A 23,364-nucleotide genomic window follows, 5' to 3' on the forward strand; every position below is an offset into this window, starting at 1 on the left:
TTGGCGGTTTTTTTATGCTTTTTATTTTACCATTAAGACATTAAGATTCATTAAGCTAATCTTTTAAAAATATAAGCGAATTAAGAATATAGAAAGCCTTATTCCATAGAAATCATTCTCGCACAATTTCAACTTTTCTCGTAATTTCGTTTCCGGCTTCATCTACAACTGTTATGTAATGAAATCCAGCGCTCATTAGGATTGGTTTTTCGTGAAAAACTTTTGTCTCGCCTTTATACACATGATCTACGTACCAGAATAATTGTTTTTCTCTTTGCGAATAAGCAACTTTAAAAATTACTGGTTGCACTTCGCTGTTAAAATTCTTTGTCAAATAAATTTTGCTGTTTGTTTTTGGATAAATAAAATCCATAGAAACAGATTGTGTCCCTAAACAATCGTCTTTAAACGGCGGTAACGGCAGATATTCGATATGTTTGCCTTTATAATACCAAGCCATAACGGGCGGTAATACAAACCAGTTTTTAGAAACTATATTATCAACGCTTTCACAACTGCTATTGACCTGAAATTGTTCTGTTTTATCTAAATGAACCATTTTATGATACGGACAAACTGTTGTTGCTTTTCCTTTTTTAGAAACCCATTGTTTTATTTTCGGACAGCCTTCTTTTGCCAGATAACCGCTTAATTTACAAACCTCAACTTCGTCTAAATCTTTATATGGAGTCTGAAACCATCTTTGTCTTGGCAATAAATTAAAAACATCAAACAAAATTGGCGCCGCGCTGGTAACTCCTGTTAGCGTTGGTCTTCCCTCCCCTGTTGCATTTCCAACCCAAACTCCAACTACATATCTTGAATTTGTACCAATTGCCCAAGCATCGCGATTTCCGAAACTTGTTCCTGTTTTCCAGGCAATTTTTAGCGAACTGTCGTAAAACTTCCAAGCTTCATCTCCTTCCGGCCTGTTTACTTCTTCCATTGCGTTATATGTCAGCCAAATTGACCCCGCGCCTATTATATTCTTTTGATCGGTTTCTGAACCAAAATCGTTTTCAAAACCGTTTTTATAATTTAATTCTGTAAATTCGTTTGTTCGATATTGTCCATTGCTTTTATTAAAATAATTTATAGTTGAAGATAAATTAGAATAAGTTCGGCATAAATCCCACAAATTACTTTCGGCACCGCCCAAAATAAGCGAAAGTCCATAATGATCTGATGATTTATTGATGTTTCGTAATTTAAATTTCTGCAGTTCTTCATAAAATTTTTCTACTCCAAAATCCTGAAGCATTAAAACCGCCGGAATATTTAGCGAACGCGATAAAGCGCGATGTGCCGGAACAGCTCCGTCAAAAGTTAAATTAAAATTCTGAGGCGTATAACCTGCAATCTGCGTTGGAACATCGGCAACTAAAGTGTTCGGAAGCAATTCGCCATCATCTAGCATTGCAGCGTATAATAATGGTTTTAAGATACTTCCCGTACTTCTTGGTGCATCTATAATATCAACATCTTTTTGATGATCTTTGTCTGTTGGAGAATTTCCAACATAACTTACTACATTTCTGTTCTGAACATCAATTACCAAAACCGCCAGATTATTAACTTCGTTTTGTTTGTATTGATTGTAATAATACTTCGCAATTTGATTTACTCTATTTTGTAATGCAAAATCTAACGTTGTTTTTACGCGCGTTCCTTCTTCATTTTTCGCAACACGCTGTAGTAAATGTGGTGCGATTTGAGGTAAGTCAAAAGGTTTTTGAGGCAAAGGTTCGTCTATAGAAAGTTCGTAGGTCTGCTTATCAATTATACCTTCCTGATTTAATTTTAATAAAAGTCGATTACGTTTCTGTAAAAGTTTAATCTGATTTTTTCCGGGATAAATTAAACTTGGAGCATTTGGCAACACTGCCAAAGTCGCGCTTTCTGCCCACGATAATTGATGGGATTGAACCCCAAAATAACGCCAGGAAGCCATTTCGAGTCCAACGACATTTCCGCCAAAAGGCGCATGAGCTGCATATAATTCTAAAATTTCATTTTTAGAATATCCTAATTCTAATCTTGTTGCCAGAATAACTTCTATAATTTTTTCAAAATAAGTTCTGCCTTTTCCTTTCCTTGATAATCGAATAACTTGTTGCGTAAGCGTACTGCCACCTCGAACCACTTTTCCTGCTTTTCGGTTTTGTTTGATCGCATTTACCATTGCAACGGGATTAAAACCGGGATGTTTATAGAAATATTCGTCTTCAAAATAAACGATGCATTTCTTGAATTTATCCGGAACACTGTCTTGGGCAGGAAAACGCCATTGTCCGTCGCGCGCTATTTTTGCACCGAGTAATTCGCCTTCGTGACTTTCTATAACAGTAGAATAAGGTTCTTTGAATAAAGTTCGAGGTATCGAAAAATAGTAAATCAGCAAGAGCAGAAATGCAATTGCTGATTTTATTTTGTTCTTTTTAATCCAATTTATAATGCGCTGAAAAAGCGCTTTTAATTTATTTTTCAATCTATTTAAGTTTTAGCACACTGATTAAACGGATTCAACGAGTTTTCGCAGTTTAATTAAAAAGCTGTGTAAATCCGTTCAATCTGTTTATCAGTGTTCCATTACCGTAACTATTTCACAACCTCAACCCAGAAACCTTTTGTTCTGGCTAAGAAGGTGTGATCGTACATTGCCTCACATTGTAATCCTGGCAGATAATAATTTCCTAAATACGACGCATTCAATAAAATTTTGAATGTTTTGGTTTCTCCGGCTTTTAAACCAAAGTAGAAATTAGTTCTGTCGTCTCGTATATCAATATAATCGGCTGTATTGTTTGTTGCTTCTCCATAATCGGTAAAACGAGTATTTACAATTTCGAATCCTGATGGTAAAATTTGAGACAACGCTACATTTTCTACACGTTCGTTTTTCTGATTTCTAATGGTAACTTCGGCAACAAACTCAGTTCCCTGTGCAATTTTAGAAACGTTAATTACACCGCCTTTTCTGTTTTTGAAAACAATATTGGCAGAAAGATTACTCTGAACAACATTTTCCTGACCAATTGGTAGAATTCCTGTATTTAATACGCGAACATAAATGGTATTCTTTTTATTGTTTTTTAAAGTAATACTATTTGTTCCTGATTTTACAACTAAACTTCTGTCTGCAACCGTTTTATTCGTTTTTATACTTTGTGCTTTTCCATCTTTACTAAACTGAACGTCGATTCCTTTTGGACCATTATTTAATGAGAATTTCGACATGGCATACAAACAATATGCTGTAGTCTGCGTGCTCATCCATTGATCACTTGCCATATTTTTGGCCAATTTCGTTGCCATTGTAAAAGCTTTTTGCTTCTGATTCAGTAATAACATTGTTTCCAGCGCCATTGCTCTGTTTCTGTCGCTTGAACCATAATAGTAATAATTATAATCGCTGGAATCCTCATCAATTTTACTGTTTAATAATAATGATGAAGCGGCACTATTTTGCCCTGCCAAAACATACGCTGCAGCCAAACGTAATTTACTTTCGTTAGAAATTCCTTTTGTTTCGCGCAATCTGTTCATCGATGATAAATCAGAAGAACCTGCCAACGCCAAAGTATACAAACGATACGCTTGTGCTAAATCATTTCCGTAACGTGGTTCAAAACGCCAATTTTTAGCTTCTTTTTTCTGGTATGAAGTCCATTTTGATTTAAAATTAATTGGCAGTACATAACCTTTTTTCTCTACTTCAATAAGGAAATGCCCTGCATAAGAAGTTCCCCAATCGTCTGCAATCGTATTTCCCTGCCAGTACGAAAATCCTCCATTTGATAATTGGAAACTTCCAAGTCTTGTAATTCCTGCCGTAACATTTTTTTGAATTAACTGCTGGCGCGTCGCATCGATATCTGCAACATCATTTAAGAACAATTGCGGAAATACTGACGATGTTGTCTGCTCTACACAACCATGCGGATATTGAATTAAATATTGCAATCTTCCGTTCAGGTTTATTGTCGGCATAGAAGAAACTTCTAATTTCGCTTTATTACTGCCGGAAACCCCGAAGGTTTTCCACGAAATAGTTTTAGAACTATTCGGTTCCAAAATCACATCAGTATATGTATTCGTAACCGGATTAGGATTTGTCATATCAATCTCAACATCGTAAGATGATTTCTCACTTCCAAAAGTGGCAACAATCTGCACTTTTGCAATTCCGGTCAGACTTCCAACTGCCAGATTAAAATACGCCATTTTTTCGTCTGGCTGCGCAAATGTTACTGTTTGAGTGGCATTTCCAATTACTTTTAATCCGTTACTGGTTTTGATCTGAACTTTTACATTTTTAATGTTTTTCTCTGTTGCAAAAACCGTAACCGGAATGGTTACTTTTTCTGATGGCGAAATTTTTCTTGGCAATGAAGCCAATACCATCAACGGACTACGAACCGGTGTTGCTTTCTCAACGCTTCCGTATGCGCTCGTTGCTGCATCACCCGCGACAACCATTGTTCGTACAGATCCAATATATTTTGGTAACGTAACCTGATGTGTTTTCGTTTCTCCTTTTTCTAATTTAAATGGCCCAAGATAGATTACGACTGGTTTAAAACGGTTGGCTTTTTTCGCTTTTCCACCGCCTAAATCCTGATCTCCACCAATACTAAAAATCTGATTTACTTTTCCGCCGTAAGCACCAATAACATCATCGTAAACATCCCAGGTTTTTACACCCAAAGCTTCACGAACATAGAAACTATCCCATGCATTTGGCGTTTTAAAACGAGTTAAATCCAATAAACCTTCATCTACAATCGCAATGGTATACGTCATTTCTTTGCCGGATTTTTCGCTTACTGTAACAGGAAATGATTGTTCTGGTTTTAAAACGTCAGGCATTTTTAATGCTGGTTCCAGTTTTGTGTTTTTATCTACAACACCAATCGGAACAATTCCGTACATACGTATCGGCGAATCGTTTTTGGTCGATGCATGCGGTTGTAAAAGTGTAATATTAAAATAGACATTCGGAGCCATTGCTGCCGTAATCGGAACTTCGACTTTTGTTTCTCCTTTCTGGGTTTTCACCCAAAGTGTCTGCACTACTTTTGATCCATTTTCTATCGAAACCAAAGCGCGTCCACCTTCACTTGAAGGAAACGAAATCTGTGCTTTTTCGCCTACAGCATAATCATTTTTATCTGTAGAAAAAACAAGCATATTTGCAGTAGATGCATCAGTATTTCTGGTTTTTCCAGACCAGATTGGCCAATCTATATTTACTGTTAATGCCGTTGCGTGCCCACCCGTTTCGTCTGAAACACGAATCATATAACGTCCCCATTCTTCATCCGTCAAGGCAAATTGAATACTTCCTTTTCCGCTTGAATCGGTATTTACTTTAAATGTTTTGTATGAAGTTGTCGCTTCTGATGAATTGTAATTAGACAAATTGTCGCTAGATGCATCCCACCACCAGCGCCATTCTACTTTATATACTTTTACCTCAAGATCTCTTACTGCTTTTGGTCTTCCGTTTTCATCAACCGTAACAATATCAAAACGATTGTTGGTTCTGGTTTCCAGCATTCCGTAACGGTTTACTTCCGGCGATTTTACTCCAACATACGTTTTATATGGCGAATAAGTCGTTGCCATTGCATCCATACTGAAATCACCGCCTTCTTCGTAAACTTTAGTAATAAAAGAAGCGCGAAGCATTCCCGGAGCCTGACCTTGCAGTTTTGGATTAATGTTTACAGTCGCTCTACCATTGGCATCTAATTTTCCTGAAAATATATTGACTTCTTCTGTACTAAATCTGCGTACTAAATCATCAAAAGTATATTTTTCGTATCCTTTAAATGTTGTTTTTTGTTCCGAGAATTTAGCCTGCATTTCTACATTCAGATTCTTGGCAATTGCACCGTGTAACCAAGCAACTTCAAGATTGCTTGAATTTGGATAAGACGAAGATAATATTGCTCTCTGGAAACTGTTTTTAATTTTTAAACGATTTGGTTTTATCGTTTCTATTTTTATGTTCTTATAAAATTTTGCACCACCAACGCTTACCATTGCTTCCCAGCTTCCTGTTGGCGCATCCTGATCTGTCGGCACAATAAAAGCGTAATGATTTAGCTCATTTGTCTTTTTAAAGATTTGATAAACAACCTTTCCGCTTGGATCTGATAATCTGAATTTTATCGGATGTCCTTTTGGCAATTTATTCGAAGCATCATTTAAAATAAAAGACAAATACAAATTATCTCCCGGACGCCAAACGCCGCGTTCTCCATATATAAATCCTTTTAATCCTTTTTGAAGTGTTTCTCCCGCAACATTAAAATTACTTACAGACAGCGAATTTCCGTCGTCAAGTTTCACGTAAGTGGCTTGATCTCCTAGCGTTACAATAGCAAAATAAGCAAATTTATCGATTTGAAATGTTGCAATTCCTTCGCTGTTAGTTGCCATTGTAGCAATTTTTTGCTGTTGAAAGGTGTACAAATCTACCCTTGCATTCGAAACGGGTTCTGTTGTAATAATATTATTTACAGCAAATAAATACGATTTATTCTCGCCTCTTTTGGCAATTACTCCTAAATCTGAAGCTAAAATATTGGTTGCAATTTTCGCATTGTAATAATATGAACCTGAACACGGATCCTGACTTTCTCTCCATTCGTAATCATCATAATAATAATCGTCGTAAGAGTTCTGGCTGTAATTCACATCGTTTTCGTCCACTTCTTCTTCCTCTTCGTTTTCATCAGAATCACTTGATGAACTGTCGCATTTATACAACGAGTATTTTCTTTTATACGAGAATTCTACTCTGTAAATTGCTCCTGGCTCGGGTTTAATTATTTTGGATAAATCCAGAGCAAAAGTGTTCCATTTTTTTAAATTGACCACTCTGTTTTCTTTCAGATTTATGGTTGTTTTGGCGACAGGCTGCGAAACTCTTTTTAAATTCTGCGAGCCGTTTAATTCGTTATTCTGTAGAAACTGCAGAATGTTATTTTTATAAATTTTATAAACCTTTACATCTACTGCGCTAAGATTGGCAGTTTCAAAATTCAGTTTTAAGTTATTTGAACTTGGCAGAATGGTTCCGTTTTTTACGAAACGCACACTTGGTTTTATCTGATCAAAAGAAATTTTCTGAGAATAGTTCTCTTCCATTTTCTTGCCGTACTGACTTTCTATTCCCTGAAAAACTTCCAGTAATAATTCGCCCGATAAACTTTGTTCTGGTGCAGCTTCTTCTTCTACAACTTCTGGTTCATTTTCTACTGTTACTTCCGGCACTGCAACAGCCGCGCTATCTACAGCAACACTTGCAGAATCTACGGCAACAGAAGCAACAGGCTCTTCTACCACAGCTTCATGAATGACTTTTGGTGCTGGTTTTTCGTTACTAAAATATACTTTTAGTATGTTTCCCTGAGTCGAAAATTTTAAATTATTAGTATTTTGAATGGAGACTAAACCGGCAAAATCCTGTCCTTTTTCCAGCGGTTCAGAAAAATTAATCATAACAGATTGATTGTTTTCATCTGGAACTTCGACTTTTACAATCTTAAATTGATTGATACTTGTAATTGGAAAGTTTATTTCGCCTTTTTGATCAATATCAAAATCATTTCCGTCGTAAGCGATTTCAATTTCACTTACTTCAGAGAAACGCTGTATATTATCTATAATAAATTTGAATTCTTTTCCTGATTTTACAGCATTATCAAACGTAATTTTCAGATCAGTTCCTTTCTGGCTTGCCGAAACTAGTTTTTGGGCCGTTTCGAGATCTATATCATCTGCCGTTTTTAATACACAATTTAAGTATTGAATTTCTTTACTACGAGATTGAATATCCAGTGTATTTATTGTAAAATCCTGTTTGATGGTTTTTACGGTAAAATTGAATTTAGAAAGTTTTTCTTCTTGTTCTTTAGGAAGCGTAATTAGTTTATCTAAGTTTAAAGTAACCTGATATTCTGTTCCTGCTTTTAGTTTTTTCTCTGGAATAAAGGCAATTGTATTGCTGGAAAGTGCCACAACTTTACCTTTTACGCTTGGCGAAATATCAAATAAATCGTCGTCTAATTCTTCGTTGATTTTCCATTCTTTTTTATCGAAAGCCAAAACGACACGTATGTCGGATTGTGAGGGGACTATGCCGCCGGTAAAACTAGTTATGTACTCTTTGAATAATGAAAAATCGGAATTAAAATCGGCAGCTGATTTTCTGCCACAGGCTTGAAAAATAAAAAACACAAAAAATACGAGAACTAATCTTTTTACTTTCACTTTGAATAAAATTAACGGTTAGAAATTAAGATTGTATATAACGCTTTAGCATTTTACAATTTAAAATCATAACTGTAAAATGTTAATTATATTACAGTAAATGTATGATATTTTTATTTTATTTTTAAGAAGAAAATTCGGTAAACGAATGTTAAATTTATGTACAAAGATGAAAGTGATTTGTCTGAATGTAATCTACACCATTATTTACGTTTTGACGCAAAAAAACGAATCATCAAATCGGCAGCTTCATTGGCCATAACGCCAGAAACTACAGTTGTTTTAGGATGAAGTTTTGTTCCCATTGTCATAAAACCGCGTTGCTCGTCGCGCGCGCCAAAAACAATTTTTGTAATCTGGCTCCAGTACAATGCGCCAGCACACATTTGACAAGGCTCGAGTGTTACATACAAAGTACAATCTTTAAGGTATTTTCCGCCAAGAAAATTGGCTGCAGAAGTTATCGCCTGCATTTCAGCATGAGCGGTAACATCGTTTAATAATTCGGTTAGGTTGTGCGTTCTTGCAATAACTTTGTCAGCAACAACAATTATGGCTCCAACAGGAATTTCGCCTTTATCAAAAGCCATTTCAGCTTCTTGCAAAGCTTTCTTCATAAAATACTCGTCGGTGAAAGGATTTATCATAATTGCAAAAATACATTTTTAGTTAGTAATTTTTATTACATTTATTTTCTGATATTTAAATATGAGCACAAAACACAAAATCACCATTCCAGAACCCTGTCATGAAAACTGGGACAAAATGACTCCAAAAGACAATGGAAGATTTTGTTTGAGCTGTTCTAAAACTGTAGTAGATTTTACCAAAATGATGTCTGAAGAAATTCAGCATTTTTTCATTCAAAATCAAAATGATAAAATATGCGGCAGATTTAAAAAATCGCAGTTAGATACGATTACAATTCAAATACCGACTCAAGTTTTATACTCACAAACCAATTATTACAAAATGTTTTTATTGGCTTTGTTTATCGCAATGGGAACTACTTTGTTTAGCTGTGCCGATAAAGAAGGAAATAAGAAAAAAATTGATAAAGTTGAAGTAGTAAAGGAAGAAACAATAAAAGAAGAAACGGATAGACATACAAGCCTAGGAATGCCACTACCAGAAAAGGATTCTTCTAACAATACCACTCAACCAAAAATAGATAAAGAATCAAAAAATAGCCTAAAGACAAATAAGAAAGCCGTTTGTTCTCCTGAATCATCTTCTAAAAGCACAAAAGCACAAACGCCTAAAGAAGAACCTGTTTATAATGGAGGAGTTGCCATTGACACCAATGCAGAATTTCCAGGAGGAATTGAACAATTTTATAACTTTTTCGCGAAAGAATTTAAAAAACCTGAAAATTCAGGAATTTCAAAACTCAAAATTAACCTCTCATTTGCAGTCGAAAAAAACGGTTCTGCATCTTATCTCCAATCTGTTCCTGAAATTGATAATGCTATCAAAGAAGAGATTATCAGGGTTTTAAATTCATGCCCTAAATGGCAGCCTGGAGAAATAAATGGTAAAAAAGTTAGAAGAATGTATTCATTACCTTTAGTATTACAATAAAGGTTCTTCTAAGATCGCAGTAATAAAATTAAAACCGTAAATTTGTTTTTTATCTTAAAATGAAAAGCAATTTAATCTCCAACATAAACAATCCAGCCGATTTACGTTTACTCGACGAAACTCAATTACCAGAATTGGCAAAAGAATTACGTGATTTTATTATTGATATTGTTTCGGTAAAAGAAGGGCATTTGGGCGCAAGTTTAGGCGTTGTAGAGCTTACAATCGCTTTGCATTATGTTTTTAATACACCCAAAGATTTATTGGTTTGGGATGTTGGACACCAAGCTTACGGACATAAAATCCTAACAGAAAGAAAAGAGAATTTCCATACTAACAGACAACTCGGTGGAATTTCCGGCTTTCCCAAAAGAGCTGAAAGCATTTACGATACTTTTGGCGTTGGCCATTCTTCTACTTCTATTTCTGCTGCGCTTGGAATGGCGATTGCATCCAAATTAAAAGGCGAAATCAACAAAGAGCATATTGCGGTTATTGGCGATGCTTCTATCGCTTCTGGAATGGCGTTTGAAGGTTTGAATCACGCAGGGGTTACAGATGCCAATATTTTGGTTGTTTTGAATGACAATGCAATCGGAATTGATCCAAGTGTTGGCGCTTTAAAAAAATATCTGACTGCTGTAAAAAACGGAAAAAACCCAAAACAGAATAATATTATAAAGTCTTTAAATTTTGATTATTCTGGACCGATTGACGGTCATGATCTTCCGGCTTTGATTAAAGAATTAAATCGATTAAAAAAGATAAAAGGCCCAAAATTTCTTCATATTGTAACTACAAAAGGAAAGGGTTTACAACAGGCCGAAGAAAATCAGGTAAAATATCATGCTCCGGGAAAGTTTGACGCTTCTACGGGCGAACTTCAATTAAAATCCGAAGAAAATTTACCTCCAAAATATCAGGATGTTTTTGGTTTAACGATTTTAGATTTAGCCAAAAAGAATCCAAAAATTATCGGAATCACGCCGGCAATGCCGTCCGGAAGTTCCTTAAAATTTATGATGGACGAAATTCCGGAACGTGCTTTTGATGTCGGAATTGCAGAACAACATGCGGTAACTCTTGCAGCTGGAATGGCAACGCAAGGTATGATTGTGTATTGCAATATTTACTCTACTTTTTTACAACGCGCTTATGATCAGGTTATTCACGATGTAGCATTGCAGAATCTGCCTGTTATTTTCTGTTTAGACCGAGCTGGTTTGGTTGGCGAAGATGGAGCGACACATCATGGTATTTTTGATATTGCTTATTTACGCGCAGTTCCGAATATGATTGTTTTTGCACCAATTAATGAAATTGCACTTCAAAATATTTTATACACGGCTCAATTGGGATTAGATCATCCGATCGCGATTCGATATCCGAGAGGTCGCGGTGTTATTGCGGATTGGGAAGTAAAAAATTTCGGACACTATCAATTAATTGAGATTGGAAAAGCAAATTGCTTAAAAAAAGGAACGAAAATTGCTGTGCTATCAACGGGAACTATCGGAAACAACGTAACGCTGGCAATAAACGAATGTATAAATTCTGAAGCTATCGCGCATTACGATTTTCCTTTTGTTAAACCACTAGACAACAATCTTTTAATTGATATTTTTTCTAGTTTCGAACGCATTATTACTATTGAAGACGGAACTATAAAAGGAGGTTTTGGAAGTGCTGTTTTGGAGTTTGCAGCCATGCATAATTTTAAAAATAAAATAGAAGTTTTGGGTATTCCTGACGCTTTTATTGAGCATGGAACCGTAAATCAACTACAACAATTGTGCAAAATTGACGTTAAAAGTTTGATAAATCTTTTTTCTAACGATGTAAAATAATTATTTTGCAGCACCAAAAAAAATACCAAAATGAAATTATTGCGTTTTACCTTTCTGCTTCTATTACTTTTTTGTACCTCTAATAACTTTGCTCAAATTATTAAAACAACTTTAGGTCCAGATCAAACTCCGCCTCCGCCTTCTAACTGGAGTAAAAAGAATCAAATTGGTTTTGACATTTCTGAAATTGCATTTGTGAATTGGAGTGCAGGGGGAACAAGTTCTGTTTCAGGTTTATTTAAGGGTGAATTTAATAGAACTTACGCAAAAAAGAATCATAAATGGGTAAATGAGCTTATTGTAAAATATGGCTTAAACAAACAGGACGGTATCGAATTGAGAAAAACAGATGATGCGATGCAGTTTAACTCTACGTACGGATTTAGAAAAGATACGCTTTCAAACTGGTATTATTCTGCTAAATTAAATTTTAATACGCAGTTTACAGACGGTTACAATTATCCAAATCGAGATGTTGCCATTTCTAAACCTTTTGCACCAGCGTATATCTTTTTAGGAGCTGGAGCTGAGAACTCAAATAAAGCCAAAAACAGAGTGTTTTATTTCTCTCCAATTACATTAAAAACCACTTTGGTTTTAGATCAATACTTAGCAAATCAAGGAGCTTTTGGTGTTAAAAAAGCAGTTTATATGGCTGACCCTCTTAATCCTGATGCTCAAATTCTGGTTGAAGAAGGACAGAAAGTAAAAGCCGAATTTGGTATTTTATTTACTGGATACATGAAAACGGAAATCTACAAAAACGTCTTCTATGAAAACAGATTAAGTTTATATACCGATTATCTTAACCGTTTTGGGAATGTTGATATTGATTACGACACAAAATTAGATCTTGTCGTAAATGCTTATGTAAAAGCAAATATCGGGCTTCACCTTGTCTATGATGATGATATCAAAACCAAAAAAGATGTTGTTGACCCTGTAACAGGATCAACAAGTCAGGTTAATGACGGGCCAAGAATGCAGCTTCGCCAGGTTTTAGGAGTTGGTTTAGTATATGCTTTTCAGTAATTAATTCGGTTTTCTTCCGTTAATCATTTCGAATAATTCCAACGCATTTCCGTCTGTTAAAAGTGAAACATAATGACAGATATGAAGCAAACGCTCGTATAAATTAGTTTTGTCTAAATGGTGTTTTTCTGGCAGCATTTTTAGAATTAATTTATCGTAGTTTGACGCTGTTCCTTCGTATTTGTTATTAAAAGCAGTGATGAATTTATCTAACAAGGTTTGAATTATTTGATAACCAACAATTTCTTTCTCAATAACTTCACGGCTTTGGTAAATTTTGCTGACACTCAAATTGATAATATCATCCATTTGAGCTTTGTATTTACTTTTATCCGTTAAAGCATAAGGAAAATTTCCGGCTAAAATTGCTTCTTCATTTTCGATAAAAACACTTACGGCATCATTTATTAAAGTTCCAATTGCAAGCGCTCGCAAATAACTTATGCGGTCTTCTTTGGTTGTTAATGTTTTGTATTTTGCAACGCCAATATTGTCTTTTACCAATTTTATAAGGTATTCTAAAGCATAATCTTCAGAAACTAAACCAAGATTTATTCCGTCTTCAAAATCGATAATCGTATAGCAAATATCATCTGCAGCTTCTACTAAATAGGCCAAAGGATGTCTTTCAAAACCAATATCATCGCCAGATTTATTGGCAATCATACCCATATCTTTGGCTACTTCTTCAAAAAACGCTTTGTCGGTTTGAAAGAAACCATATTTTTTATCGGCAATATTTGAAGTTGGTTTTTTAGGAAGACTTTCTTTTGGATATTTCATAAACGCACCCAAAGTGGCATAAGAAATTCTCAAACCGCCTTCTATTCCCGGGCGACTTGCTGTAAGTACAGAAAATCCGTTTGCATTTCCTTCAAAATCTACTAAATCCTGCCATTGTTTGGCAGTTAACTGGTCTTTATATTTTTTTCCGTTTCCGATAGAAAAATATTCTCCAATGGCTTTTTCACCAGAATGTCCAAAAGGAGGGTTCCCGATGTCGTGCGCCAAAGATGCGGCTGCAACAATTGCCCCAAAATCATTCATGTGATAACCATGAACTTCTTTTAAATACGGATATTTTTCGATGATTTTTTTTCCAACCAAACGACCTAATGAACGGCCTACAACAGAAACTTCTAAACTATGCGTAAGGCGCGTGTGCACAAAATCTGTTTTAGAAAGTGGAATTACCTGTGTCTTATCCTGCAACGATCTAAATGCAGCCGAAAATATAATTCGGTCATAATCTACCTCAAAACCTAAACGGGTATCATCTTGTTCTATACGTAATCTTTTGCCTGTGTCGCCTTGTTTTTTTAGAGATAAAAGTTGTTCCCAGTTCATTATAATTGTAGATTTCTGATTTTAGACTTTAGATTGAAAGGTCAAAAATACGTTTTATTTTAGGATTATTTAAATTCTAAAACTCCAACGCCGTACTGTGTTTAATTTCGCCCATTACAAAAATACTGTTCGTGTTTCCAATGTTTTCTATTGTCGATAATTTATTCATTACAAAATCCTGATAACCAACCATATCCTGAACCAGAATCTTCAGCATAAAATCGTAATCTCCGGCAATATTATAACATTCTATTATTTCTGGAAGCGTAACAATGTCTTTTACAAAATTGCTTCCAACATTTCTGGCGTGTTCTTTTAGACGCACATTACAAAAAACCGTCATAGCGGGTTGCAGCGGCACAAGAAATGAGAGCAGCGGTTGAAACTGCAGTTTAGTTAATCCTTTTACTTTAATAATTTTTGTTTTTTATTGCCAGCTGGTAAAGTCGAAATCTTGTAGTTATAAATTGTTTCGATTTTATTAGCTGGCATTATTTTTATTTGTAAAATTGTTTTAGAATATTCTGTTATAAATTCTTTTGAATGTCTTTTTTTAGTAAAATTCTTAAGAAACACTATCTTGTTATTTAAATTAAATTATATTTGAAATTAATTGCAATTTTTAAAATATACCTCAACAATAATTTAACAATTTGAAATGACAAAAAAAGAATTAATTGAGAAGATAAGCTTTGGTGAAAGCATTGCAGAACAAGAATCTGATAAACTAAAAGATTATTTTTTTCAAACAGAATATTGGAAATCTATAAGAGGAGGTAAGAATGACATTGTTTATGGAGCTAAAGGAGCCGGTAAAAGTGCTTTGTATACAAGTCTTGTTAATGATATTGACAGCTTATTTGATGAATCAATCTTAGTCTCTCTCGCTGAAAATCCTACTGGGAACACAGCCTTTTCGAACTTAACTAATGAACCTCCTACTTCAGAAATTGAATTTATAAGACTTTGGAAGCTTTATTTCCTTGTAATCACTTCAAAAGTTTTAGAAGAATATGACATAAAAGATGTTCATGCTACAAAAATTCATCAAATATTAGTCGATTGCAATTTAATACCTGCACAAAACAAATTAGCCAGCTTTCTAAAAGTTTGTTACGACTTTATGAAATCATTTAGAAATAGTAAAGAAATTAGCACAACTGCAGAATTTGATCCTATCAGTGGCATGTATTCTGGACAGAAATTTTCAATATCATTTGGAGAAACGTCGAAAAGTGATTTTGAAAATGGCTTGATTCCTATAGAACATGCTTTTGATCTTCTTTCTAACTCTTTAAGAATAAACAAAATAAATCTTTGGATAATTATTGATCGATTAGATGTTGCTTTTATCGAAAGTGAAGAATTAGAAACAAATGCATTAAGGGCACTATTTAAAGCATATTTAGATTTAGCGCAATATTCTCAAATAAAGATTAAAATTTTTCTTCGAGATGATATTTGGCAAAAGATTACTGATGGTGGATTTAGAGAAGCTAGTCATATAACGAAATTTCAAAATTTAAGTTGGTCTAGAGAAACCCTTTTAAACCTACTAATCAGGAGAATACTAGATAATAAAGATTTAGTAGAAAATTATTCTATAAATAAAGATGAAATATTAACAGATATTTCTCAGCAAGAAGAGCTTTTTTATAGATTATTTCCAAGACAAATTGATGTTGGCTCAAAAAAATCGGAAACTATTGATTGGGTTTTATCTCGAACGAAAGATGGTAAAGGAATTAACACTCCTAGAGAACTAATTCAATTATTTGGTCATGCAAAAACTATTGAATTAAAAAAATTAGAAACAGGCGTAGATAACTTAGAAAATGATCAAATTATATCTCGACAAGCTCTTAAAGAAGCAGTACATGAAGTAAGTAGACAACGATTAGAACAGACTATTTATGCCGAATTCCCAGATTTAAAAGTATATATAGAAAAATTGCGAGGAGATAAAGCTGAACATTCCTTAGACACTCTAAAAGCAAAATGGAATTGTTCAAATGAAGATTGTATAACATTTGCGAATCGTTTAGAAAAAATAGGTTTTTTCGAACAAAAAGGAAAAACTTCTACACCAAAATATAAAATTCCTTTTTTATATAGATCATATTTAGATATAATTCAAGGTGTTGCTAGTTTATAAACAAAAAAAAAGCACTCCAAATAAAGAGTGCTTTTTAAAATTGAAGTCTATATTTTAATTAGAAATTCTTTGAAACTCCAACAGAAAATGCTTTTCCTAAAGTAAAATTAAAGGTTTTAAGATCCCCTACATGATCATCAAAATTTAGAGTACCATATCTTAAGCCTCCAATATTAAAATTTAATCCAAATCCTTTATGAACATTAATAAAAATTCCAGGAGTAATTCCTGTGTAAAATCCATCTGCTGTTTCTTTAAATCGACCGCCAGTCTGAAGATCGCTTTCATTTTTTTGATTTTGAAAACCTAAACCTAAATCTGTATAAAAAGAAAAAGTTTGATTTAATGTTTTAGTATAACGAATAAATCCTCCTACAGAAAAGGTATTTGTTTTTTGCTGCAAAAAATCATTATTCTTATATTTTAAACTACTTATTCCCCCTTCAATACCAGCTGTCCAATTTTCGTGGAACTGGTAACCTACTTTTGGGGAAAAACTAATGTAATCTTGTTTACTATCTCCAGGATTATATTCTGTTTTTTGAGAATTATAATCAATACTTCCCATAACCAAAATCGACCCTTTTTGGGCATTCGCAAAGCTAAACATAGTCAATGCAGCAATAACTAGAATTTTTTTCATAAGTGATATTTGTTTAATTTTAGTTTAATTTAACAAGAAAGATGCCAATCACTTATTTTGTTAAGTTCTTAACAAAATACACTCAAAAACAACAAATTAAAAGATTAAATCTGAATGTTTTAGAAACAAAAAAAGCACCCAAATTAATGAGTGCTTTTTTAAAAATTGAAAAAAAATCTAGATTAGAAATTTTTAGAAACTCCAATATTAAATGTCTGACCAAAATTGAAGTAAAAGTTATTAACGTCTGGTCCGTTATTATCATAACTTAAAGTATTGTAACCTAAACCACCAATACTGAAGTTAAGACCAAATCCTTTTTTCATATTGATAAAAAGAGCTGGAGTTACACCAACATACATACCATCTGCTTTAGATTTGTCTATAGTACCATTATTGTTATACGTTTTGTCTTTTTGATTTTGGAATCCTGCTCCTAAATCAGCAAAAACAGAAAACGTTTGGCTCAATGGCATAGAGTAACGTAAAAAAGCTCCTAATTTAAAAGCATTAGTTTTGTATTCTGCTGCTCCTAGTTGATCATTTTTTGAAGATGCTACAGTAAATTCACCTCCTACAGTCCAGTTGTCATTAAATTGGTAACCTACTTTTGGAGAAAAACTAAATTGGCTTGTTTTTGCTTCTCCTATTCGGTAATCTGTATTCTCAGAAGTATAACCAATGTTACCACCTACTAAGATTGATCCTTTTTGAGCGTTTGCAAAACTGCATACTGCGAATGCAGCAATAAGTAAAAATTTTTTCATGATTTGGGGTTTTAATTTTAAAATTCAGTAACCCTTTAGCAATAACGATGCCGTCTGCACTTAGAATTTTATATTTTATTTAAGTTCTTTGAAAGCTAAATTTTAGCAATCAAGACTATTTCTGTTTACTTTTGTAGCAAATAAAAAGTCTATGTCGATAGAAGTAAACAGCATATCAAAAAGTTACGGAGAGCAAAAAGCTTTAAACGAAATTTCGTTTTCAATTCAGAAAGGAGAAATCGTTGGATTTCTTGGTCCAAACGGAGCAGGAAAATCTACTTTGATGAAAATTTTGACCACTTATTTACTTGCCGATAGTGGCTCAGCCCTTGTAAATGGCCACGATGTCATGACAAACCAAAAAGCAGTGCAACTTTCTATCGGGTATTTACCAGAGCACAATCCGTTGTATTTGGATTTGTATGTTCGTGAGTATTTGGCTTTTAATGCCGATGTTTACAAGGTAGAAAAATCAAGAATTGAAGAGGTAATTCAACTGACAGGCTTGTCAGCCGAAAGCCATAAAAAGATAGGACAATTGTCTAAAGGTTACCGTCAGCGTGTGGGACTTGCCAATGCTTTACTGCACAATCCGGATGTTTTGATTTTGGATGAACCAACTACTGGTCTGGATCCTAATCAGTTAATGGAAATCAGAAATGTGATTAAAAATGTTGGAAAAAATAAAACGGTTTTCCTGTCAACTCACATCATGCAGGAAGTTGAAGCGATTTGTGATCGTGTCATAATTATTGACAGAGGACAGATTGTTGCCGATAAAAAATTAGACAAATTAATTTCTGAAGATAAACAGCAAGTTATTGAAGTTGAGTTTGATTATCAGGTAGAAGAACAATTATTGGCGAGATTAGAAAACATCAGCACGTATATAAATACGCACGACATGACTTGGGAACTTACTTTTGTGACCGAAAAAGACATGCGCCCGGCAATTTTTGATTTTGCCAATGCCAACGGATTAAAAACTTTGCAATTGAATCAGAAAAATAAAAATCTGGAAGCTGTTTTTAGAGAAATTACTAAGTAAAAGTTTCATTCACAGTTAAAAAAAACTCATTCTACTATTGAATGAGTTTTTTGTTTATGAATTAAATATGATTTGAAATTATATTTCTAAATCGCTAAGAACAGCTTTCATTTCCTCAATTACAATCTTAATATCTTCTTCTGTAGTTCTCCAATTGACAAACGAAGCTCTGATTCCTTTTCTGTTTTGATACACGGTTGGTGTCATAAACACTTTTCCGGTATCATTCAAAGCCGTTAAAAACGGACTTACTTTTTCCTGATTGTGTTCTCCTTTTAAAGTAAAACAAACATTGTTTAATCGAATTGGAGCTAGGAGTTCAAAATTTCCGTCTTCTATTAATTCGTTTCCAAAATGTAGTGCCAATCGCGAACTGTTTTCTACAATATCGCAAAAGCCTTCTTTTCCGTACGCTAATAAAGAAAACCAAACCGGAAGCGCTCTCAAACGACGTGAATTTTCAGGAAGTACATTTAAGTAATTGAAATTCTCCAACGGATTTCCTAAATATGGTGCATTAGAATTCTGAAAAGTTTCGATCTGAAGATTCATGTGCTCTTTTTTTACCAAATAAAAAGCACTTTCATACGGCACATTCAACCATTTATGACAATCAATTGTGATGCTGTCTGCTCCTTCCCAACCTTCAACAAGATGTTTGTATTTATCTGTAACCGCTGCAAAACCTCCAAAAGCAGCATCTATATGCCACCAGAAATTGTATTTCGTTTTTAGTTTTGAAATAGCTTCAAAATCATCAAAATCGGCTGTATTTACCGTTCCTGCACTTGATATTAAAATAAAAGGTTTTCCGTTTAATGCTTGAATGTTTTTTTCTAAATCTTCAAGATCAATTGCTTCACGATTTCCTTCTACAGTTTTAACTACAGTATAATTTTGACTTCCAATTCCTAACATCGATAGTGTTTTTACAGAAGAAGAATGCGGTGTTGCTGTTAGAATATTGATTTTTTCAGAAATTCCGGTTTTAGCAAAATCTTTTCCAAATTGCGCGCCAAACCATTGTCTTGCAACGCCTAAACAAGTAAAATTAGACATTGTTGCGCCCGTTACAAAGCCGCCAAGAAAATCTTTCGGAAGATTTAATAATTGCAATAAAAGATGAATAGTTTCAAATTCTATTAAAGCCGACGCTCCACCCTGCGCTTTTACTGCCTGCGTATTTTGATCGTAAACTGTTGCCAGCCAATCACCAACAATAGAAGCCGGAGTTGAACCTCCCGTTACAAATCCCCAATATCTTGGTCCTGGAGAAGATACCATAAGAGGGGCTAATCTTTCATTAAATTCGTTTAAAGCTTTTAGAGATCCTAAACCTAATTCGTTTAAATCACGATTAATATCAATAGTTGCTGTATTTGAAGTAGGGATATTTTCGAGGTTATTTAAGAAATCAATTCCTTGTTGTTTTACTCTATCAAGAATATTTTCAATTTCATTTAAATCATGTTGTAATGCTGCGTTCATTTTTTGTGTGTTGAAATATTTTTTTTCGAATTTAAGGAATAATCTTTATTCAATAAAAAAACAACAAGAAAACCTTTACCTTTTCATTGCAAAATGACCTTTATAAACTTTTCCGTTTTCTCTTGTTACAACAAACCAATAATCAGAAGCTGGCAAATTTTGGCCATTAAAAGTTCCATCCCAAGATGTGTATGCATTTAATTCTTTAATGAATTTACCGTATCGATCAAAAATCTTGGTATTGATTTTGGGTTCTGTTTCAGAGAATTTTATTCCCCAAGAATCATTAAAACCGTCTTCGTTTGGAGTAAAGAACTTCGGATAATTCAACAGAAATACTTCTTGGTTTACGGTACCGCAGCCGTTTTTATCGCGAACATATACTGTATAATCGCCAGTTGCTAAACCCGAAAAAGTATTGTTGTCCTGATAAGTTATTCCGTCAATAGAATATTCATAATTGCCCAGACTTGTGTCTGCCAATTCTACCACAATTGTATTATCAGCATCCGTCCAATCCTGAACAGTAAGATTCTGAATTGTGGCTGTATTAGAAAATTTTACCTGAAAATCTTTGGTTGAAGAACAAATTGCATTGCCATGATTTTGAGTAACGGTAACGGAATAAGATCCTGTTTCTGTAAATGTTTTCGCTTCTGAAATTTCTCCTGTTGACCATAAATAGCTGTCAAATCCTGTACCTGCGTGAACCTCAACAGTTGCGTTTTGGCATAATGAGACAATTTCTGGAATTGCAATTATTGGAACGTTTACCAATGTCAAATTCAATTGTGCCACTTGGTAACATTTATCATTAGAATCAATTCTCACATAAATTATAATACTTCCTGCAGATAAAGTATAACTCGAAACATTGCTGATTTGTTCTAATAAAGTTTGATTTTCTGCACCTTCTAAACTTTTAAAGTAACTAAAAGTACAAGAAGTACAAGTTGCTATCGAAGCATTATAACTGGTAAGATCTAGTGTTTCAGATCCATCATTTAACTCATCACAGATGTTAGACGAAACATTATGAATAGGCAGGCTTGGAGCAACAATTGTAACTAAAACTGCTAAACGATTTGCACTTTGGCAGCCATTTATAGTTTGAGAAGCAAAGTAAGTTGTACCGTTTACTAAACTTTCTGTTGATGCTAAAACGGTTCCGTTTACTGCGCTGTCGTACCAAACAACATTTGTTCCTGTAGCTTCTAAATTAGAAATTGCAGGTTTCTGACTTGTACAAAAATTTTGCTCTAAAAGTCCAGCTGGCGCGGCTGTATTTTGAATATTAATTACAACTGGAATTCTTTCGCTTTCGCAGACCGCAACTGTCTGAGAAGCATAATATGTCATGTTTTTTAGAATTTCTGAATTAGACAATAGATTTCCGTTTACCGGTGCATCGTACCATCTAATAGTATTGCCAGTTATATTAATATCCCCTACAACCGCATTTTGCTGCACACAAAAGATTTGGGGAGTTTGAGCCGTTGGAAGTGGCTCTGTATTAATGTATGCTTTTATTGCTGTTTCTTTTGGAGAAAGAGAAACGCATCCTAAATCATTTTTTATAAGGATTTGGTACGTTCCAGGTACTAAATTATTTTTTGTGTTTGAAGTTGTCCATGTCGCTCCGTTATCAAAACTATACACTGCTGCAATATCAGAAACTGTTATTGTTCCTGTTGCAATTAAACAATCGGGCTGTGTAACTGCAATTGTTGGCGTTGGCGGATAGCCGGGCGGTACTAAAATAGAAACCGAAACTGCCGCTGTTTCACAACCCGAACTATTTCTTGTTTTTATTAAATAATCTCCTGCTTCAAATCCAGATTTTGAATTATTCGTTGACCAAGTTGCTCCGTTATCAAAACTATATTCGTAATCTGAACTTGTTATCGTTATTGTCCCTAATGGATTAGAACAAATAACGGGCTGAATTACCGAAAAAGTTGGAGTCGCACTAGAAGTTGCAACCGTATTAATGTGCGCCATTAAAGGACTAGAAACACAACCTGTACTTAATTTTGCTGTAACATTATAATCTCCTCCTGCCAATCCAGAAAAAATACCTGATGGTTGATAATTTGTACCATCAATACTATAAGTCGTATTTGCTGTTGTGGTTATACTTATAGTTCCAGTTGGCACATCGCATGTAGGCTGCACAGTCGTGAAAGTTGGGACAACGGTGCTTTCATTTACTTTAAAGCTGATAGTATTTGATACGACTCTACAAGAAGCCGATGAAATATTCGCGCTTTGCGCAACCGCCATGCGATATAAATAAGTGCCCACTGTCGGGTTTGGGACAAAAGAGTACGTTAATGTATTTGCTCCGGAAATATCTGACCAAGTAGTTCCGTTATCTGAACTTACCTGCCACTGGTACGCCGGATTTGAATATCCGGAAGAAACTGTTCCTGTTAAGGTATAAGTCTGCGAATCGCCTTGGCAAATCGTTAAACTGGTATTGGCATTGTTTTGAATGGTGGAAGTAACGGTTGGCCCGCAAGCTCTAAAAGTAATATCGTCTAATGCAATATCGTTTCCGGGTGCGGCGCCGGCTTTATTATTTCGCATTCTAATTACTACAGTAGAAATTCCCGCCGGAGTTGTAAAAAAGAAACCATATTGTTTCCAAACTGCACTAGAACTTAAACCAATATCGCCTGTATTATATGTCCCTAATATTGTACCTGTTGTAGACTCAATTGTAAAAGTAATATTAGGCGGACTTGTATCGTTTGATCGCAGCAAATTCAAAATCCAGGCTGCAAACTCATAAGTTGTGTCGGGACAAAGATCGGTAACTGTATTTTTATAAAAATAATCGGTTGTAGAAAGACTTGCATTTACAACCATCATATAGCCGCCGCCAGTATGATCTGTTGTTGTCCACCAAGTTCCGGCAGTGTTGGTTGCTTTTTCGATTGTATAAGAACCATCGTTAGGAAAATCTGCTGTAGTATAGTTATAGCTTGTAATTCCTGTTCCTAAAGCAGTTCCGTGAGATGTAGTTCCTGTTCCAAAATCAATTTTGACAACAGCATCTCCCAAGCTTCCAGTACATAACTGTGCATGCACCTGGAAGCTGAAGAAGAATAAACCTAAAATAAAAACGAAATTATTTTTCAAGACTAAAAAACATTTTATCCTCAGTAAAA

14 protein-coding genes are annotated in these 23,364 nt (G+C 34.5%); 5 read left to right on the forward strand and 9 right to left on the reverse strand.

Going from position 1 to position 23,364, the window contains the following annotated elements; all coding sequences use genetic code 11:
- Positions 1 to 112: 112 nt before the first annotated feature.
- The 3 genes from pbpC to EV144_RS07965 form a co-directional block, all read right to left on the reverse strand.
- Positions 113 to 2,488, reverse strand: coding sequence for a penicillin-binding protein 1C (gene pbpC / locus EV144_RS07955; RefSeq protein WP_134147789.1), 2,376 nt, complete (start codon positions 2,486 to 2,488; stop codon positions 113 to 115).
- A 110-nt stretch (positions 2,489 to 2,598) separates the two neighbouring features.
- Positions 2,599 to 8,283, reverse strand: coding sequence for an alpha-2-macroglobulin family protein (locus tag EV144_RS07960; RefSeq protein WP_134147791.1), 5,685 nt, complete (start codon positions 8,281 to 8,283; stop codon positions 2,599 to 2,601).
- A 203-nt stretch (positions 8,284 to 8,486) separates the two neighbouring features.
- Positions 8,487 to 8,930: a nucleoside deaminase gene (locus tag EV144_RS07965; protein WP_134147793.1), complete on the reverse strand. Its 444-nt coding sequence runs from the start codon at positions 8,928 to 8,930 to the stop codon at positions 8,487 to 8,489.
- Between the two features lie 61 nt (positions 8,931 to 8,991).
- Here EV144_RS07965 and EV144_RS07970 point away from each other — a divergent pair, with 61 nt between their 5' ends.
- The 3 genes from EV144_RS07970 to EV144_RS07980 are packed head-to-tail and all read left to right on the forward strand — an operon-like array spanning position 8,992 to position 12,743.
- The gene (locus EV144_RS07970) at positions 8,992 to 9,864 is read left to right on the forward strand and encodes a hypothetical protein (protein ID WP_134147795.1); all 873 of its coding nucleotides are present in this window, start codon (positions 8,992 to 8,994) and stop codon (positions 9,862 to 9,864) included.
- A 59-nt stretch (positions 9,865 to 9,923) separates the two neighbouring features.
- Complete coding sequence (locus EV144_RS07975) at positions 9,924 to 11,711, forward strand: 1-deoxy-D-xylulose-5-phosphate synthase (protein ID WP_134147797.1); 1,788 nt, start codon at positions 9,924 to 9,926, stop codon at positions 11,709 to 11,711.
- 30 nt (positions 11,712 to 11,741) lie between these two features.
- Positions 11,742 to 12,743 carry a DUF3078 domain-containing protein gene (locus tag EV144_RS07980; protein ID WP_134147798.1) on the forward strand — a complete coding sequence of 334 codons (1,002 nt, stop codon included), beginning with the start codon at positions 11,742 to 11,744 and terminating at the stop codon, positions 12,741 to 12,743.
- On the opposite strand, the gene EV144_RS07985 is transcribed toward EV144_RS07980, so the two are convergent.
- Both EV144_RS07985 and EV144_RS07990 read right to left on the reverse strand, forming a co-directional pair.
- A complete protein-coding gene (locus EV144_RS07985) occupies positions 12,744 to 14,090 on the reverse strand; it encodes a deoxyguanosinetriphosphate triphosphohydrolase (protein ID WP_134147800.1) in 1,347 nt (448 codons plus the stop codon).
- 76 nt (positions 14,091 to 14,166) lie between these two features.
- Positions 14,167 to 14,433 (reverse strand): Lrp/AsnC family transcriptional regulator, encoded by a 267-nt coding sequence (locus tag EV144_RS07990; RefSeq protein ID WP_243854640.1) that lies wholly within the window; start codon positions 14,431 to 14,433, stop codon positions 14,167 to 14,169.
- 315 nt (positions 14,434 to 14,748) lie between these two features.
- Here EV144_RS07990 and EV144_RS07995 point away from each other — a divergent pair, with 315 nt between their 5' ends.
- Positions 14,749 to 16,245 carry a P-loop ATPase, Sll1717 family gene (locus EV144_RS07995; RefSeq protein WP_134147802.1) on the forward strand — a complete coding sequence of 499 codons (1,497 nt, stop codon included), beginning with the start codon at positions 14,749 to 14,751 and terminating at the stop codon, positions 16,243 to 16,245.
- A 58-nt stretch (positions 16,246 to 16,303) separates the two neighbouring features.
- On the opposite strand, the gene EV144_RS08000 is transcribed toward EV144_RS07995, so the two are convergent.
- Positions 16,304 to 16,888, reverse strand: a complete 585-nt coding sequence (locus EV144_RS08000; RefSeq protein ID WP_134147804.1) for an outer membrane beta-barrel protein — start codon at positions 16,886 to 16,888, stop codon at positions 16,304 to 16,306.
- Between the two features lie 182 nt (positions 16,889 to 17,070).
- Complete coding sequence (locus EV144_RS08005) at positions 17,071 to 17,655, reverse strand: outer membrane beta-barrel protein (protein ID WP_134147806.1); 585 nt, start codon at positions 17,653 to 17,655, stop codon at positions 17,071 to 17,073.
- 151 nt (positions 17,656 to 17,806) lie between these two features.
- Between EV144_RS08005 and gldA the strand changes: the two genes are divergently transcribed.
- A complete protein-coding gene (gldA, locus tag EV144_RS08010; protein ID WP_134147808.1) occupies positions 17,807 to 18,703 on the forward strand; it encodes a gliding motility-associated ABC transporter ATP-binding subunit GldA in 897 nt (298 codons plus the stop codon).
- A gap of 78 nt (positions 18,704 to 18,781) precedes the next feature.
- Here the strand turns inward: gldA and EV144_RS08015 are convergent, their stop codons facing one another.
- Positions 18,782 to 20,191, reverse strand: a complete 1,410-nt coding sequence (locus EV144_RS08015; RefSeq protein ID WP_134147810.1) for a pyridoxal phosphate-dependent decarboxylase family protein — start codon at positions 20,189 to 20,191, stop codon at positions 18,782 to 18,784.
- Between the two features lie 75 nt (positions 20,192 to 20,266).
- On the reverse strand, positions 20,267 to 23,335 hold the full coding sequence (locus EV144_RS08020) for a T9SS type B sorting domain-containing protein (protein ID WP_134147812.1): 3,069 nt from the start codon (positions 23,333 to 23,335) through the stop codon (positions 20,267 to 20,269).
- Positions 23,336 to 23,364 lie beyond the last annotated feature (29 nt).

Source organism: Flavobacterium sp. 270 (genome assembly GCF_004368785.1).
GTDB lineage: Bacteria > Bacteroidota > Bacteroidia > Flavobacteriales > Flavobacteriaceae > Flavobacterium.